Origin of the sequence: Campylobacter concisus (assembly GCF_902460415.1) — a bacterium.
Classification (GTDB): domain Bacteria; phylum Campylobacterota; class Campylobacteria; order Campylobacterales; family Campylobacteraceae; genus Campylobacter_A; species Campylobacter_A concisus_Y.
On record NZ_CABPTY010000001.1, the window covers coordinates 793118 to 807900 of the forward strand.

Annotated in this window: 15 protein-coding genes; 3 read left to right on the plus strand and 12 right to left on the minus strand. The window is 38.8% G+C overall.

The genetic code is table 11. From position 1 onward, the window contains the following. Nucleotides 1-33: 33 nt before the first annotated feature. Both nosZ and FZ940_RS03895 read right to left on the minus strand, forming a co-directional pair. Complete coding sequence (gene nosZ / locus FZ940_RS03890) at nt 34-2622, minus strand: Sec-dependent nitrous-oxide reductase (protein ID WP_148821536.1); 2589 nt, start codon at nt 2620-2622, stop codon at nt 34-36. Between the two features lie 12 nt (nt 2623-2634). Next, on the minus strand, nt 2635-3453 hold the full coding sequence (locus FZ940_RS03895) for an ATP-dependent protease (RefSeq protein WP_148821537.1): 819 nt from the start codon (nt 3451-3453) through the stop codon (nt 2635-2637). 416 nt (nt 3454-3869) lie between these two features. Between FZ940_RS03895 and moaC the strand changes: the two genes are divergently transcribed. From moaC to FZ940_RS03910, 3 genes are read left to right on the plus strand one after another with little or no spacing between them, the layout of a single operon-like run. Beyond that, nucleotides 3870-4346: a cyclic pyranopterin monophosphate synthase MoaC gene (gene moaC / locus FZ940_RS03900; RefSeq protein WP_180382178.1), complete on the plus strand. Its 477-nt coding sequence runs from the start codon at nt 3870-3872 to the stop codon at nt 4344-4346. Then, nucleotides 4321-4587, plus strand: coding sequence for an HP0495 family protein (locus tag FZ940_RS03905; RefSeq protein WP_021091143.1), 267 nt, complete (start codon nt 4321-4323; stop codon nt 4585-4587). Before moaC ends, FZ940_RS03905 begins: the two co-directional genes overlap by 26 nt. A 10-nt stretch (nt 4588-4597) precedes the next feature. Beyond that, on the plus strand, nt 4598-5836 hold the full coding sequence (locus FZ940_RS03910) for a hypothetical protein (RefSeq protein WP_148821538.1): 1239 nt from the start codon (nt 4598-4600) through the stop codon (nt 5834-5836). Nucleotides 5837-5945: 109 nt separating this feature from the next. Here FZ940_RS03910 and FZ940_RS03915 read toward each other — a convergent pair whose 3' ends face one another. From FZ940_RS03915 to FZ940_RS03960, 10 genes are all read right to left on the minus strand, one after another. Then, on the minus strand, nt 5946-6740 hold the full coding sequence (locus tag FZ940_RS03915; protein ID WP_148821539.1) for an undecaprenyl-diphosphate phosphatase: 795 nt from the start codon (nt 6738-6740) through the stop codon (nt 5946-5948). A gap of 57 nt (nt 6741-6797) precedes the next feature. Next, complete coding sequence (tkt, locus tag FZ940_RS03920) at nt 6798-8708, minus strand: transketolase (RefSeq protein WP_148821540.1); 1911 nt, start codon at nt 8706-8708, stop codon at nt 6798-6800. Nucleotides 8709-8842: 134 nt separating this feature from the next. Continuing rightward, a complete protein-coding gene (locus FZ940_RS03925; RefSeq protein WP_148821541.1) occupies nt 8843-9742 on the minus strand; it encodes a polyprenyl synthetase family protein in 900 nt (299 codons plus the stop codon). Next, nucleotides 9739-10848 (minus strand): DUF7488 domain-containing protein, encoded by a 1110-nt coding sequence (locus FZ940_RS03930; RefSeq protein WP_148821542.1) that lies wholly within the window; start codon nt 10846-10848, stop codon nt 9739-9741. The genes FZ940_RS03925 and FZ940_RS03930 overlap by 4 nt, the downstream gene beginning before the upstream one ends. After that, complete coding sequence (locus FZ940_RS03935; RefSeq protein ID WP_002941513.1) at nt 10845-11159, minus strand: YbaB/EbfC family nucleoid-associated protein; 315 nt, start codon at nt 11157-11159, stop codon at nt 10845-10847. Before FZ940_RS03935 ends, FZ940_RS03930 begins: the two co-directional genes overlap by 4 nt. A 3-nt stretch (nt 11160-11162) precedes the next feature. Further along, entirely contained in the window at nt 11163-11510 is a 348-nt protein-coding gene (gene panD, locus FZ940_RS03940; RefSeq protein WP_002941539.1) for an aspartate 1-decarboxylase, read from the minus strand. A 2-nt stretch (nt 11511-11512) separates the two neighbouring features. Beyond that, nucleotides 11513-12796: a UDP-N-acetylmuramoyl-L-alanyl-D-glutamate--2,6-diaminopimelate ligase gene (locus FZ940_RS03945; RefSeq protein WP_148821543.1), complete on the minus strand. Its 1284-nt coding sequence runs from the start codon at nt 12794-12796 to the stop codon at nt 11513-11515. Further along, the gene (locus FZ940_RS03950) at nt 12774-13328 is read right to left on the minus strand and encodes a histidine kinase (protein WP_087578010.1); all 555 of its coding nucleotides are present in this window, start codon (nt 13326-13328) and stop codon (nt 12774-12776) included. The genes FZ940_RS03945 and FZ940_RS03950 overlap by 23 nt, the downstream gene beginning before the upstream one ends. Continuing rightward, nucleotides 13315-13590 (minus strand): NifU family protein, encoded by a 276-nt coding sequence (locus FZ940_RS03955; protein WP_021091089.1) that lies wholly within the window; start codon nt 13588-13590, stop codon nt 13315-13317. The genes FZ940_RS03950 and FZ940_RS03955 overlap by 14 nt, the downstream gene beginning before the upstream one ends. 207 nt (nt 13591-13797) lie before the next feature. Continuing rightward, the gene (locus FZ940_RS03960; RefSeq protein ID WP_148821544.1) at nt 13798-14715 is read right to left on the minus strand and encodes an NrtA/SsuA/CpmA family ABC transporter substrate-binding protein; all 918 of its coding nucleotides are present in this window, start codon (nt 14713-14715) and stop codon (nt 13798-13800) included. Nucleotides 14716-14783: the final 68 nt, after the last annotated feature.

Genomic DNA, 14783 nt, shown 5'->3' on the forward strand with positions numbered 1-14783 from the left:
ATTTAAAAAAGGGGCAAAATGCCCCTTTAAAAACTACATACCAGCGTTTTCATCTACCCATTTTAGGTATTCGATGATATTTTTGATCTCTTCATCACTCATATGCTGATTTGGCATTCTAAGGTTAAAGTAATCAATCATTGATTTAATGTAGTCGTCATTATAGAACTTAGCAGGATCTTTGATAAATTCTGCTACCCATTTTTCGCCGTTTTCATGTCTTAGTAAAACGCCTGTTAGGTCTGGACCTGAGCTTACTTGACCGATAACGTGACAACCATTACAACCGCCTTTTAGATAAGCCTCTTCGCCTTTTGCAGCAGCTGGACTCATCGGAGTTGCGATCTCTTTAGCTAGGTTATTTTTAGCTCTTAAGCCAACGTCAGCTGTTTTTACCATGTATTGCCATACTTGGTACTCCCAAAGGATAGCGCCGTTTACGTCGCCTTTTTTGTAAGCTTCGTCAGCTTTAGCTTTTACCTCTTTGATGTGGCCGTATTGATCAAGTGCGTCATCAACCAAAGCTTTTACTTTTGGATATTTCTCATAATGTTTCTCTTTTAGGTATTTAACAACCTCTTGGATAACATCGTCAGTTGCCTTATTAGTTGCGATTACTTTGTCGTATTCAGCTTTTAAAGCTTCTGGGCTTAGAGTTTTTAGCTTGTTATTTTTAGCAGATTCATATTTTTTATTAGGATCTTTAACAAGTAAATAACCCATCATCTCTAGGTGAAGTGCTGAGCAAAACTCGGTGCAGTAGTATGGGAAGACACCTTCCATATCAGCTACAAAATTTACTGAAGCAGTTTTGCCAGGCTCTAGTGAAGCGTGAATGTTGTAAAGGTCGATGCCAAAGCCGTGAGTCTCATCTTGAGCGCGCTCTAGGTTTGTTAGGTGAATTGTTACGTTATCACCTTTATTTACCTCGATGTGCTCTGGGTTGATGTGGCTTCTGATCATTGTCGCATAGACGGTTACATTTTTTCCGTTTCTTTCAACTCTTTCTTGACCAGCTAGAGTTGCATATGGGCTAGCCTCGCCTGTTCTTGAGTTTGTGCCCATATTGTAAGTAAGCGCTGGGCTTAGTTTGCTAGCAGCTATTGACACAACATCGTGTGGCTCGCCAAGTGGTATTGGCATATCATAGATTAGATCCATTTTTGCACCAGTGATGTCTATTAGCTGGTGATTTTGTGGATGAAGTGGGCCAACTGGGCTAAAGCGATCGATTGAAAGTTTATCAAGAGCGATTGCATATTTGCCAACTGGTTTTGCTGATTTGCCTTCCATTGTATCAAGGTGGCCGATATTGTAGTGAACATTTATCTTATCAAGCACTTTTAAATTTTTATAGTCCCATTTTACGATTTGACTATCAACGTAAAGTGAAGTATAAAGTACGCCATCTTGTGAGTCAAATGATGTATGCAGTGGTCCAAGACCAAGTTCGACTTGTCCGTGCATTGACTTTTCTCTATCTAATATAGGAATTCCGTATGGGTCAGTGCCAGCATACTCTTTTTTATCAATTAGCTCTTTGATCTTTCTAAAGTCATAAACTGATGCGTGAGTATCAAGCTTACCGCCAATAATGATATATCTACCATCTGGACTTACGTCACAACCATGTGGGCTCTTTGACTCTGGGATCAAAAATAACGCACCTGCTTTTACAGCAGCGTCTATTGTAACTACCTTGTGTCCATTTATAACTTTGTAGTTTTTCTTGTCTTGAACAAGTTTTTCTAAAATTTTCCAGTTATAAACGTGTAAGAAGTCAGTGTCATTTCTACTTGCACCTGCTTCAAATGGAGGGAGACCTTTTTCGATACCGCCAGTATACATCTCAGTATTTATTGAGTTTGTAAAGCCCCAGCCGTAGCTCTCGCCTTTACCAGCATCACTTAGATCTTGCCAGTATGGTGGGAGCTCAAGAGAAAATGACTCTTTCTCGTCGATCTTACCTTTTGGATAGTCAAATTTCCAAAATGTTACAGCACCTCTATAGACTGCTTCATAGTCGTCTATTGAGTGATAGTTGTTATCAAGTGGAGCTGCATATTGGCTAGCTTCGATAACATACTCGCTATTTGGAGTGATGAAGCTGCCGCCATGCTCACTCTTCATGATAGGGTTTACAACGATTTGAGTTGTCTCAAAGTCATGCAAATTTATAACTGCGATTCTTGGGTTAGCTTTATCGTTGATAAATAGATAATCACCAACATACTCACCATTTTTCTCAGTGAAATTTGGGTGGTGTGTATCGCCCCATGTTATCTCTTTACCCCTGATGTTGCCTTGTTTCAAAACAGCTTTTGACTCATTGTCATAGCCATATCCTTGCCAAGGCTCTGGTGTGAAAACGCCGATGTATTTATAAATTCTCATCGACGGAACGCCATAAACTAGTACTTGACCGCTTTGCCCGCCAGATGAAAAGACGATGAAATCATCTTTTTTACCGCTAGGCTGATAAGTTTTAGCAGCTGCAAGGACATCTTTTTCGCTTAGCCCACGCTCTTTCATGACTTTTTCAAGGTCACTACTAGCAGCACAAGCAGTCGTTAAAGATAGCCCAAGCAACGCAGCACTTGCGACACAAAATAACTTTTGCATTTACTCTCCTTTTTAAAATGAATTTATCTCTAAACTCTTTATCTCATTGTCTAAATTTACGCCATTTAAGACGCCTTTATCTATAAAAATTCTTTTTATCTCATTGCTAAAAAGAGCCTTTTGTCCTTTTAGCTTAAGATCTTTGTCAAATTTATAGACTACTCCATCCCCATCACCTATAAAAATTTCATCCTCCATACACGCAAGAGCTGAAATTTTAGATTTTAAAACTTGCTTTTTGATTCCACTTTTAAAATCTAAAATTTCTCCATCTCTAAAGCCAAGTAAAATATCATTCCCTTTAAATTTACAGGCGCTAAGCGGAGCAAAGCCAACACGCTTTTTCTCTTTTAAATTAAGCTCTTTATCAAGCAAAAATGCTTTGCCATTAAAGCTCGTAAAAAATAGCTCATCATCAATTGGCAAAAGGCTTGAAATTTTATAAACATCTTTATAATTTTTAGTTAAAAGTTTATTTAGATTTTTATCAAAAACGCCTATGCTTACTTCATTAGCCATATCGCAAGCTACGTAAATTTTATTTTTAATTGCCATAATTTGTGAGATTTTACAGCCAACATTTGGCATAGCAAATAAGAAATTTTTCTCATTTGTTACCTCAATAATCTCATTATTTAAATTTGCGATATAAAAGGATTCTCCATCATTTCCACACTCTTGATTTTTATAAATCGCCTCTTTTAGATCCAAATTTTTAATCTGTCCATCTTTTATAAAAACGATGCTTTGGTTGTTTTCATTAATAAAGCAGCCTAATTGCTGGGCAAAAGCTGTTATCAAAAACAAACTTATACAAAGCAGAAATCTCATAACCCAAGGCACTTTCATCATAAATTTAATAAACAAAAAAACTATACATACTTAACTCTTAAAAGCAAATTAGCGATTAATTTATTTTTTTAAGCTTTTAAAGAAAAATATCAATAAATTTTTTTAAATTTTATTATTTACATTATATAGACATTATGATTTAATCAATACTAATATGGCTTTAATAAAATTTATTATTTATTAAATCACTTATTTTTAGTGCTAATTTGAATAAAAATCTAAATTTGAATTATTTCTTAAGAAAATTATTTAAATTAAATAATTATATTAAGTAATGAGAAATCTTTAGCATTTAAGTAAAAGCCAAAATTTTATGCATTTGGTATATTTTTAGCTTAAAACCATTGGTAATTTAAATTTGTTTAAATAGGCTATAATCCGCCAAAAAAGGAGAGATAATGCTAACGCATTTAGATGAGAAAGATCGTCCAAAAATGGTCGATGTAAGCCCAAAAGATCCTACAAAAAGAGTGGCAACTGCTAGCGGGATCATCAAGATGAGCAAAGAGGCCTTTAGAGCGATAAAAGAAAATACTGGCAAAAAAGGCCCAGTTATTCAAACAGCTGTCGTTGCTGCGATAATGGGAGCAAAAAAGACAAGTGAACTAATCCCGATGTGCCATCCACTAGCTATTTTAGGTGTGGATTGTGATATCGAAGAGCTACCTGAAATTTGTGCTTTTAAACTTTATGTGAGTGTAAAAATAGAGGGCAAAACAGGTGTTGAGATGGAAGCATTAACTGGCGTTAGCGTGGGGCTTTTGACCATTTATGATATGGTAAAAGCTATAGATAAAAGCATGGAAATAAGTAATATCGTGTTAGAGAGTAAAACAGGAGGAAAAAGTGGCGAGTATATGCGATCTAAATAACAAAAAAGCAAAAATTGATTACCCAACGCATTGGGAATATAAAATAATATTTGACGCAGACGTCAATGTAGAAGAAAAGGTAAAAGAGATAGTAAAAGATAGAGAATTTAAGCTAGTCTTTTCAAAATTTAGCAAAGATAAAAAGTACGCGAGCTATGACTTAGCCGTGCTAGTTTTGAGCGAAGAAGAGAGGCTAGAGATATTTTCTGCACTAAAACACGAAGCAAAATACGTTTTATAAGGTAAAAGATATGAACAATTTAGAAAAAAATTTACATGATTATAAAAATAGTGATGGCTTATTAATAAGCATAAAAGCTCTTTGCAATAACTTCTTTCAAGATGCTGCAAACAAAGATATAAATGCTTTGCCAGAAATTTTAAAGGCTAAAATGAACGAGCTTTATGACAAGATGAACAAAGAAGATCTCATAAACGCAAAAAATCTAAAAAGTGCCATGGAGGGAATAAATCAAGCCATTGTCGGTACTGAAGAAAAAGCACTTTACGAGCTACTTGATAAAAAAGATGAGCTAAATCGTGCAATAGAAGCAAAACGTGAAGAGATAAAAAATAGGCTCAAAATTTCATTTGAAGCAGCTGAAGAGGTCGTAAAAGATAGAAATTTTAGTGAAAAAGAGGAAATTTTAGAGCTTTTAAATAATGCGATCATTAGAGAAACAAGGCTTCTTGGTATCTTAAAAGAGAGCGCTCAAATCGCATTTTTGACAACTCTTGAAGGCGCAAAAGATGTCGAGGAAACAGCTGGTGCGATAGCTAAAAATATGACCTATGTTGCGATAATTGGAGGAGAGTTTAGCAAAGAGCGAATACTTGAAATTTCAAAAAATATCATCATAGCAGCAGCAAATTTAGCAGACGAGGGTCATATCTTTGCAAAAGAGTTGATAAGTGGAGCGATAAGTGGCACAAGAGATGGCATTTTAAGGGCCATAGAAAAGCTTAAAGATGAGGCAAAATTTGCTCCAGATGAGCTTAAGCTAAACTCGCAACTACTAAATTTAAAAAATATTGATGAAGAATTTATAGCCTTGCTTAGGGAACTTGAAAAAGAATTTGAAGGTGTAGCAAGAAATGAGATCGAAAATGTGATAAATAGCGAGCTAGATACAAACCTAGCAAAATTTAAACGCATTAGCGATCAAGCAAGAGAGCAGATCATTTCAAGGATAGAAGAGTTAAAGTCAAACGGCATGGCAAAGCTTATGAGTGAGGCAAATAATAAATTTGAAGCCTTAAAGCAAGAGCTAAACGACAAGAGTAAAAAGCTAAAACTAAATTTTGATACAAACGACAAAATCGAAGAGATCAAACAAGAGATCGCTAATCTTGAGAAAAAAGCCAATGAAAAATTTGAAGACATCAAACAAATTGACATCAAATCAGAAGCCAAGAAATTTGGAGATAGGGCTTATCAAGCTGCAAAAGATCTGTTAAATGTTATTAAAAAAGATAAAAAAGAGGATTAAATTATCAAGCTTATCTTGAAATTTTTCCTGAAAGATACTCGCACTACATATTCTTGCCAAGTGTGAAAAATTTCTCCACACTTGGCTTTTACTTTTTTAAAGCTTTAAATCATAAAAATAGATAAAGTAAAAATGTCCCCAAAATCAAGCGGTAGATGACAAAAGGAAGCATCCTAATCCTTGAGATAATCCCCATAAATAGCTTAACGCAGAGATAAGCACTAACAGCACTTATAATGACACCAAGGGCGATATCGCTCCAAGGAAGTGCATTTGGGTCTTTTATGAGCTTGATGCTCTCAAGTCCACCGGCTAGGATAATGACTGGGATCGACATCAAAAATGAGAAATTCGCACTTCCCTTGTGGCTAAAACCTAAAAATAAGGCTGCCGTCATCGTTATACCTGATCTTGAGACGCCAGGGATAAGTGCGACAGCTTGAGCAAGGCCGATAATAAGCGCAAATTTTATGGTCATTTCATATTCGCTTTTATTTGTCGAGCGAAGATCAGCAAAGTAAAGTGCTATGCCAAAGACGATCGTAGTAATAGCGATCACAACGCCACTTCTTGCGTATTCTTCGATAATGTTGTTAAATAAAAGTCCAAAGATCCCAACTGGAATGGTGGCAAATCCCACGCACCAGACAAGCAAGCTATCGCCTACCATCTTTCGTTGTGCGATCGAGGCAAAAAAGTCGCGGAGTAGCTTAAAAATCGTATCTTTAAAATAAAAAATTATCGCACTTAGCGTACCAACGTGCACTGCCACGTCAAAGGCAAGCCCTTGATCTGGCCAGCCAAGTAGCTTTGGCACCAAGATAAGATGAGCCGAGCTAGATATCGGCAAAAATTCGCTTATACCTTGCACCAAGGCCAAAACGATAACGTGAGAAATTTCCATAAAATGCCTTTTTTGATTTTAGATTGCAGTTGGGGATTTTACTCCCCAAGATTAAATTTATATAAGTTCGCTAGCAAAATTTGCAAGTTTTTGTGGCGTAAATCCAAAGTGATCAAATAGCTCGTTGGCCTTTCCGCTAGCGCCAAAGCTATTCATGCCATAAACTGCATCGGCAAATTTATACCACTCAAAGCCAGTTGCAGCTTCAACTGCGACGATCGTCGTGTTTTTATCTAAAATTTTAGCCACGTATTCATCTGGCTGCTCGCAAAGTAGGTCAAAACAAGGTGCTGATACGATATTTGCGCCAATGCCTTGTTCGCCAAGAATTTCAGCTGCTTTTACACAGAGTGATACCTCGCTACCGCTTGCTATAAATGTGATCTTTGCTTCTTTTACCGAGCTTAAAAGATATGCGCCGTTGCTAACACCACCAAATTCTCCTTTAGTGAGAGGATCAAGCCCTTGGCGGCTAAGCACAAATGCGCTTGGAGCGTTTAAATTTAGAGCCACTTTCCAGCTGGCTGCATTTTCGTTGCCATCAGCTGGGCGGAAAGTGTAGAAATTTGGCATCGATCTAAATGTGCTAAGCTGCTCGATCGGCTGGTGTGTAGGACCATCTTCGCCAACGCCGATGCTGTCGTGTGTGAAGACAAAAAAGTGCTTGATGCCCATGAGTGCTGCTATCCTCGCACTTGGCTTTAGATAGTCGCTAAAGATGAAAAATGTCGCTGAAAATGGCAAGAAAAGGCCGTATCTAGCGATACCGTTGTTGATAGCCGCCATAGCGTGCTCTCTGATGCCGTAGTGGATATTTTTGCCATTTGGGAAGTCGCCCATGCCCTTTAGCTCAGTCTTATTTGAAGGAGCTAAGTCAGCGCTACCGCCGATAAAGCCAGGTAGTTTTTTAGCTATCTCATTTAAAATTATATGGTTTGTATCTCTTGTGGCTAGCTTTTTATCGCTAAAGTCAGGGAATTCGATCTTACTAAAGTCTGGATTAAGAAGCGAGTTTAATAAATTTTTGCCTTCAATGCTTAGTGCCTCAACCTTTTTGTTCCACATCGCCTCTTCCAAATCGCCCTTTTCAACTGCACCTCTAAATCTTAAAAGCACGTCCTCATCAATGGCAAATTTCTTCTCAGGGTCAAAGCCAGCTGCAGCCTTTGCCTTTTTGATGATCTCTTCGCCAAGTGGTGCGCCGTGGCTGTGGTGACTTCCTTCAAGCTCCATTGCACCACGTGCTATGCGTGTATTTGCGATGATAAGATATGGCGACTCTTTCTCGTTTGCCTGCTCTAGTGCAAATTCGATCTGATCGTAGTCGTGTCCATCGATGCGTGCGACCTCCCAGCCCTGTGCCTCAAACCTCGCTTTTACATCCTCGCTAAAAGCTATCGCTGTGTCGCCCTCGATCGTAATGTTGTTTGAGTCGTAGATGAGCACAAGGTTGTCCAGTCTTAAATTTCCGGCTACCGAACATGCCTCATAGCTTATACCCTCTTCTAGGTCACCGTCGCCGCAAAGGCAGTAAATTTTATGATCGATTATTTTATTGTCTGGTTCATTTAGAACGTTTGCAGCGTATTTTTCTGCCATGGCTAGGCCGACTGCATTTGCTACGCCTTGACCAAGCGGGCCAGTAGCAACCTCAACGCCTGGAGTATGAATTTCTGGGTGACCTGGAGTATTTGAGCCAAGTTGGCGAAAATTTTTAAGCTCATCAAGACTTAAATCGTAGCCACTTAAGTGCAAGAAGCTATAAACCAAACTTGAAGCGTGGCCACCGCTAAAAACGAGCCTATCTCTGTTTAACCATTTTGGATTTTTTGGATTGTGTTTTAAAAAGTTGCTTAAAACCACCATGATATCAGCTAGGCCCATAGGAGCACCTGGGTGTCCGCTGTTAGCATTTTGCACCATGTCAGCGCACAAAAATCTTATAGTATCGGCTTGTTTTTTTAGCATATGATCTCCTTTTATTGCGTCAGATTATACAAAAAAGTGATTAAAACTTGCCTTGCATTTTTGTCCAAAATGTCTAAATAGTGATATAAATTTTTTAAATTTTTAGTAGTAAAAAAGCTAGAAATTTCTAGCTTTTATCTAAGGTGTTTATCCGTAAGCTCTAAGATCATCTTTGCTATGCCAGCATCTATCTGTTTTAACGCCTCTTCTATCTCGCAAATAAGCTCGTCTTTTTTCTTTTTTGCGCCAGATAGACCAAGTAAATTTGTAAATGAGTTTTTAGCTAGGTCGTTATGCACAGGCTTTCCAGCAGCTGCCTCGTCGCTTGTAAGATCAATGATGTCGTCTTGTATCTGAAAAGCAAGACCAAGTTTTAGGCCGATATCATAAATTTTCTCACACTCACTATCGCTTAAATTTATTATTACAGCGCCCATTTTTAGGCTTGCAGCGATCAGCTTTGCAGTTTTGTGGATGTGTAAAAATACTAGCTCATCAAGGTTTAGCATCTTGCCAGAGAGACCAAATTTAGCCTTTGCTCTTTTGATGTCCTCTTTGTTCGTATTTTCAAAAAAACAATCCAGCGCCTGACCTAGCACCATGCCGCTAACGCCAGCATTCTCGCTTAAAATTTCCACGCATTTTATACGTGTTTCAGCTGGCAAATTGGCACGTGAAATTTCATAAAAAGCATGCGTATTTAGCGCATCCCCTGCAAGTATCGCAGTTGTCTCGTCGTAGGTTACGTGAAGCGTTGGTGTGCCGCGCCTAAGGCTTGCGTTATCCATAGACGGCAGATCATCATGGATAAGCGAATAAGTATGCATCATCTCAAGCCCTAAAGCCACTCTCATAGCCTTTTGCGTGAGGCTTTTATCCACACTTTCCACCATACCAAGAAGCAAAAGCGCCCTAAAGTGCTTGCCTCCAGCCTTTAGCATAACGCCAAGTGCCTCCTCATAATAAGGATGAAAGCTAGGCGCCTTTGGTAAATTTACGTTTAGAAATTTTACAAAGTCCTCAAGTAGGCTCATTTTGGCACTCTTGCAAAAAACTGAAAGTCATTTCTAGTAAATAGAAGCGTAAAGTTTTTTAATTCACCAAGCTTCTCTAAAAGCTCTTCACGACTACTCACGCTCTGTTTATCAAAACCTAAAATTTTATCACCAATCTTGATGCCAAAAATTTCTGCATTTGACTTTGGCTCGACCTTTGTAACGACTAAATTTTTATCCACCGTAATGCCATAATCAACCAAAATCTTATCATCAAGCATTGTTTGTGGCTCTTTTGGCATGATATTAAAATTTGGTATATCAAGGCTTGAAGGGGCGTCTACATCGAGACTTTGGTTAAATTTCACCTCCCCGCTTACTGGCACTTGAAAGAGTAGCTGCTCTCTATCACGCTTCACGACGACGTCTAGTTTTGCGCCCTTTGGAGCAAAAAGCACCATCTCATTTAGCTCTCTTAAGCTCTTTGGTTTGATGCCATTTATCGTAACAAGCTCATCATCAACCATCATCATCTTGCCGCGGCCCAGTAGATCAACAAGCCCTACAAAAAATTTATCCTCTTTTTGCAAGAATTTCACGCCGATATCGCCGTAATAGACGTCATCGTAAGATACAAAGTGCTTTAAATAGCGGTTTGGTATAAATTTATCAGCTCCAACAGCTATACCTATCATCTTGCAACAAGGCGTGTTTATCTCGCCAGTCGCGTTATACTCGAAGCTTAGCGTGTCAAAGTCGCCTAAATTTTGCCCTAAAGACTTGATGTGACCCATGATAGTGTTGTTTGCGTCATTTAAGATGCCAACCCAAGTGCTCTTTTTTATGCGCTCCTCGTTGGTCTCATCAGCCATCACGACAGGGCTTAGCTCCTTGCTAGAGCGCACTAAGAAAAGCTGCAAATATGGGTCAAATTTGACATATTCACCAAGTGGCGCTCCCTCGCTTTTTGGCACTGCGATCAAATTTTTAGTGATAGCCACGCCAAAGTGTTTATTTACCGAGACGATTGAGTTTTTGTTCTTTTCAAAGCAGGCGTTAAAATCCTCTTGCGTAGGCCTAGGATCGGCGTTTAAGTAAAGCGCTGATAGCAAAAAAGCAAGGGCAAATTTATATTTTAGTCTCATTTTATCCCCATCGAAGCAAGACCGCCAAGCATCCTTGAAGCGGTATTTTTCTTATCGGCCTCAACCGACTTTAGCACGTCATTTACGGCGCTTATTAGCAAAATTTGCATGCTCTCTTTATCTTCAAGCAAGCTATCATCTATGCTGATATCAAGTATCTCGCCGCTGCCGTTTGCTCTCACGCTTACTAGTCCGCCGCCGCTTTTTGCGCCAAATTCTTTATTTTTGCTCTCTTCTTCCATCTGCTTGGCTTGCTTTTGCACATCCTCAAGCATCTGCCCCATCTTTGAAAAGTCAAATCCCTCAAACATCGCCTACTCCTTTATGATCTCGTTTTTGTTATTTACATGCACGATGGTTGGCTTAAATTTCTTAGCCTTTTTAAATTTCATGCTAGCGTAAGCCACGATGATGACCACATCTCCTACGCAGACTTTTCTAGCAGCTGCGCCGTTTAGGCAAATTTCGCCTTTTTTGCCCTTTATCACGTAGGTGGCAAATCTCTCGCCGTTATTTACGTCTAAAATTTCAACCTTTTGATTTTCTATCAAATTTGCAGCTTTTATAAGCTCCTCGCCGATGCTGATCGAGCCAACATAGTTTAAATTTGCGTCTGTTACGACGGCTCTGTGGATCTTACTAGCTAAAATTTCTATATTCATTTTTACCTCTTTAAAACCTCTTTTACTACTTCTTTGTCGCTAAATGGGTGCTTGACGCCCTTTATCTCTTGATATGGTTCGTCGCCTTTGCCAAGTATGACAAGCGCCCAGCCGGGTTCTAGCTTGCTAATGGCTAGCGCGATCGCCTCTTTGCGGTTGGCGTTTCGTATCAAATTTTCATTTTGGCTCATGCCAGCGCAAATTTCATCGATTATGCTCTCTGGCTCCTCGCTTCTTGGATTGTCACTTGTGACGATGCAAATTCTTGCGTATTTTTGGGCTATCGCTCCCATTTTAGGGCGCTTTGTCCTATCTCTATCGCCGCCTGCGCCAAAGACTGCGATCAAATTTAGATGTCTAAGCGAGTTTAGCACCTTTTCTATGCCATCTGGCGTATGGGCAAAATCCACGACGACTAGCGGATCGGTGCTAACGACCTCCATCCTGCCGCTTACGCCTTTAAATTTACTTATCGCCTTTGAAAGTGCGGCTGCGTCTGGGTGCTCTAGCAGGCAAACTGCGCCAAGGGCTGCTATTAGATTGTAAAGATTAAACTCGCCTTGAAGGCTTGAGTCTATCTCGACATCGCCATTTGGCGTCTTGATAACTGCGTCTATGCCGTCCTTTAGCCCATAAACTATCGGCGCAAAGCTGGCTGGCTTTTTGAGTGCGTATGTGTAAGCGTTTTTTGGGTTAAATTTAACTCCGCCATCATCAATGTTTATGAGCTTTACGCTCTCATCGTCAAAAAAGCTTGACTTTACCCTAGCATACTCCTCCATGCTCTTGTGGTAGTCGAGATGGTCTTGAGTCAAATTTGTAAAAATTTTTAGAGCAAATTTCAAGCTCTCTATGCGTTTTTGGGCGATCGCGTGTGAGCTAACCTCCATCACGAAGTACTCACAGCCTTGCTCGCTAGCTACTTTGAGGTAAGAAAGGGTCTTTAAAATGGCACTTGTCGTAAGCGCCTTGTCATCTATCTGCTCGCCCTCTATAAATGCCCCTCTGGTGCCACTTAGGCCGCATTTTTTGCCTAAATTTCGCAAAGTCTCGTAGATAGCCGCAGCCGTTGTTGTCTTGCCATTTGTCCCTGTGATGCCAACTATTTTTAAGCTTTCATCGATCTTTAAAAGCTTTTTGCACTCTTCAAGAGTGATTATCTTAGCGCCATTTTTTACCGCAGCTTCTGCAAATTTCGCATTTGCAGTAGTTTGCACGAAAAATGAGCCATTTTCGCACTCGTTTGAGTCATCTGTTATAAAGCTATTTTCTACTGATATTTTCATCGTTTTGTCTTTTTTGTATCTCTTTAAAAAGCCTATCTATACGCTCGTCGCCGCCAAACATCACCGCCGCACTCTCAAGATAGTTTATACTCATTTCGATGAAGTCATTTTTTATCAAATTTCCCAAAAATTCTAAAAAATCATCTTTGTTCGAGATCATTACCTTGGTTGAGAACATGATATTTTCAAAGACCTTTTTGAAGCTCCCATCCTTATAAACAGCCTTTTTAAAGTCCTCGTAGCTGATCGCGTCTTGCTCTTCAAAATACTCATCGCTAGCCAATCTTGATTCTAAAATTTTTAAAATTTCATCCATTCCTTCATCATCTTCGCCAGCTCTTAGTTTATCCATAAAATAGTCAAATAAAAGTTTTGCTTCCTCTGCATTTTTCTCGCCAAGGGAGCAAATTTGTATCAAAAATAGTAAATTTTTATCCTGTGTCTTTTCGTAAGCTAGAGAGAAGTAAAAGATCGCTTCTTTAAATTTAGAACGTTTGAAGTGTTTAATGCCTATTTTTTTATAATCTATCAATGTCAAATTCCTCGCCGATCGGGATATTTACGACCTCAAGCTCTGGGTGAATATCCATACGAAGTTGTCTTTCGAGTCCATATTTTAGTGTAGTTGTACTAGCTGCACATCCATGGCAATGCCCTGTAAGTCTTACATAAATTTTACCGTTTTTTATGCCAAGTAGTTCCATGCCACCGCCATCATTTTCAAGCATTGGTAATACCTTTTGCAAACTCGCACTGACTGGTTTTAAAAGTTCTTCATCGCTAAATGGGATCATATTTTTTCCTATTAAATTTTTGGGCTATTATAGCAAAATAAAAATGCAAAAAATAATGGCTATATTTTTGCTTAGTGCTAATTTTGCTTTATAATTTAAACCTTTTTGACACGCCTAGTCAGTTTTGATTATTAAATATTTGAGTTAAAATTGAGTAAATTTTTGATTATAAGTTTTAGGATAAAAGGGCAAATTTTGCCCTTTTGTTTAATCTATTAGAAGTGATTTTATATCTACTTTTTGCTCGATCATCTTGCTCTCAAGCATAAATTCTTGCGTAGCTTCAAGTGCTTTTATATCTTCAGGCGTGATCTTTGGACTAAAGTCATACTGCGGATACATACTCTTTACCGCCTCTATGCTAAGCCCGGTCTCTTCAGCTGTAAATTTTAATGCCTCTTCCTCATTTGCTTTCATAAAAGCCAAAATTTCATCTTGAGCCTTTTTAAATTTCTCAACTAGATCTTTATGCTTTTTGTAAAATTCTCCGCTTGTGGCAGTAACGATGACTGGAGTGATGACGCCCTTGCCTGTTGTTACGACACTAAGTCCTGATTTTTTAGCATTATAAGCAGCTGGTCCAGCAAGAAGTGCTGCATCGACGCTACCATTTTCAAGTGCAGCTTGTGCAGCTGGGATGCCCATAGAAACGAACTCTACGTCATTTATGCTTAGACCGCCAAGAGCAAGATACCTAACCAAAAGCTCATTTAATATCGTGCCTTTTGGGCCTGCTATTTTTTTACCTTTTAGGTCTTTAGCGGTTTTTATACCTTTATCTTTAGCAAATATCGCAAAAGCTTCAGGTGCTCTTGAATAGGCACTTATGATCTTTATGTCAGCTTTATTTGCTGCGGCAAGTATGACTGAAGTTCCGCCAACACAATTTAAAAACTGGAGCGAATTTGAAGCGAGTGCTTGCGTTTGTTTCGCACCTGAGGTGATCTCGGAGTACTCGACTGGCATGCCAAAAGATTTAGCATAAAAACCTTTAAATTTATCGACGATTGAGGGGACGTTTAGCGGCGATTTGACATAGGTCATACCGATCTTATCTAGCTCACTTGCGTTTGCGACTAGACAAAGCAAAGAGGCCGCACACAAAATCTTAAAAAACTTTCTCATATTTGCTCCTTTAAAAATTTTCCAAATTATATAACTTTTTGCTTCGTTTTGGTTTTAATTATCATTTT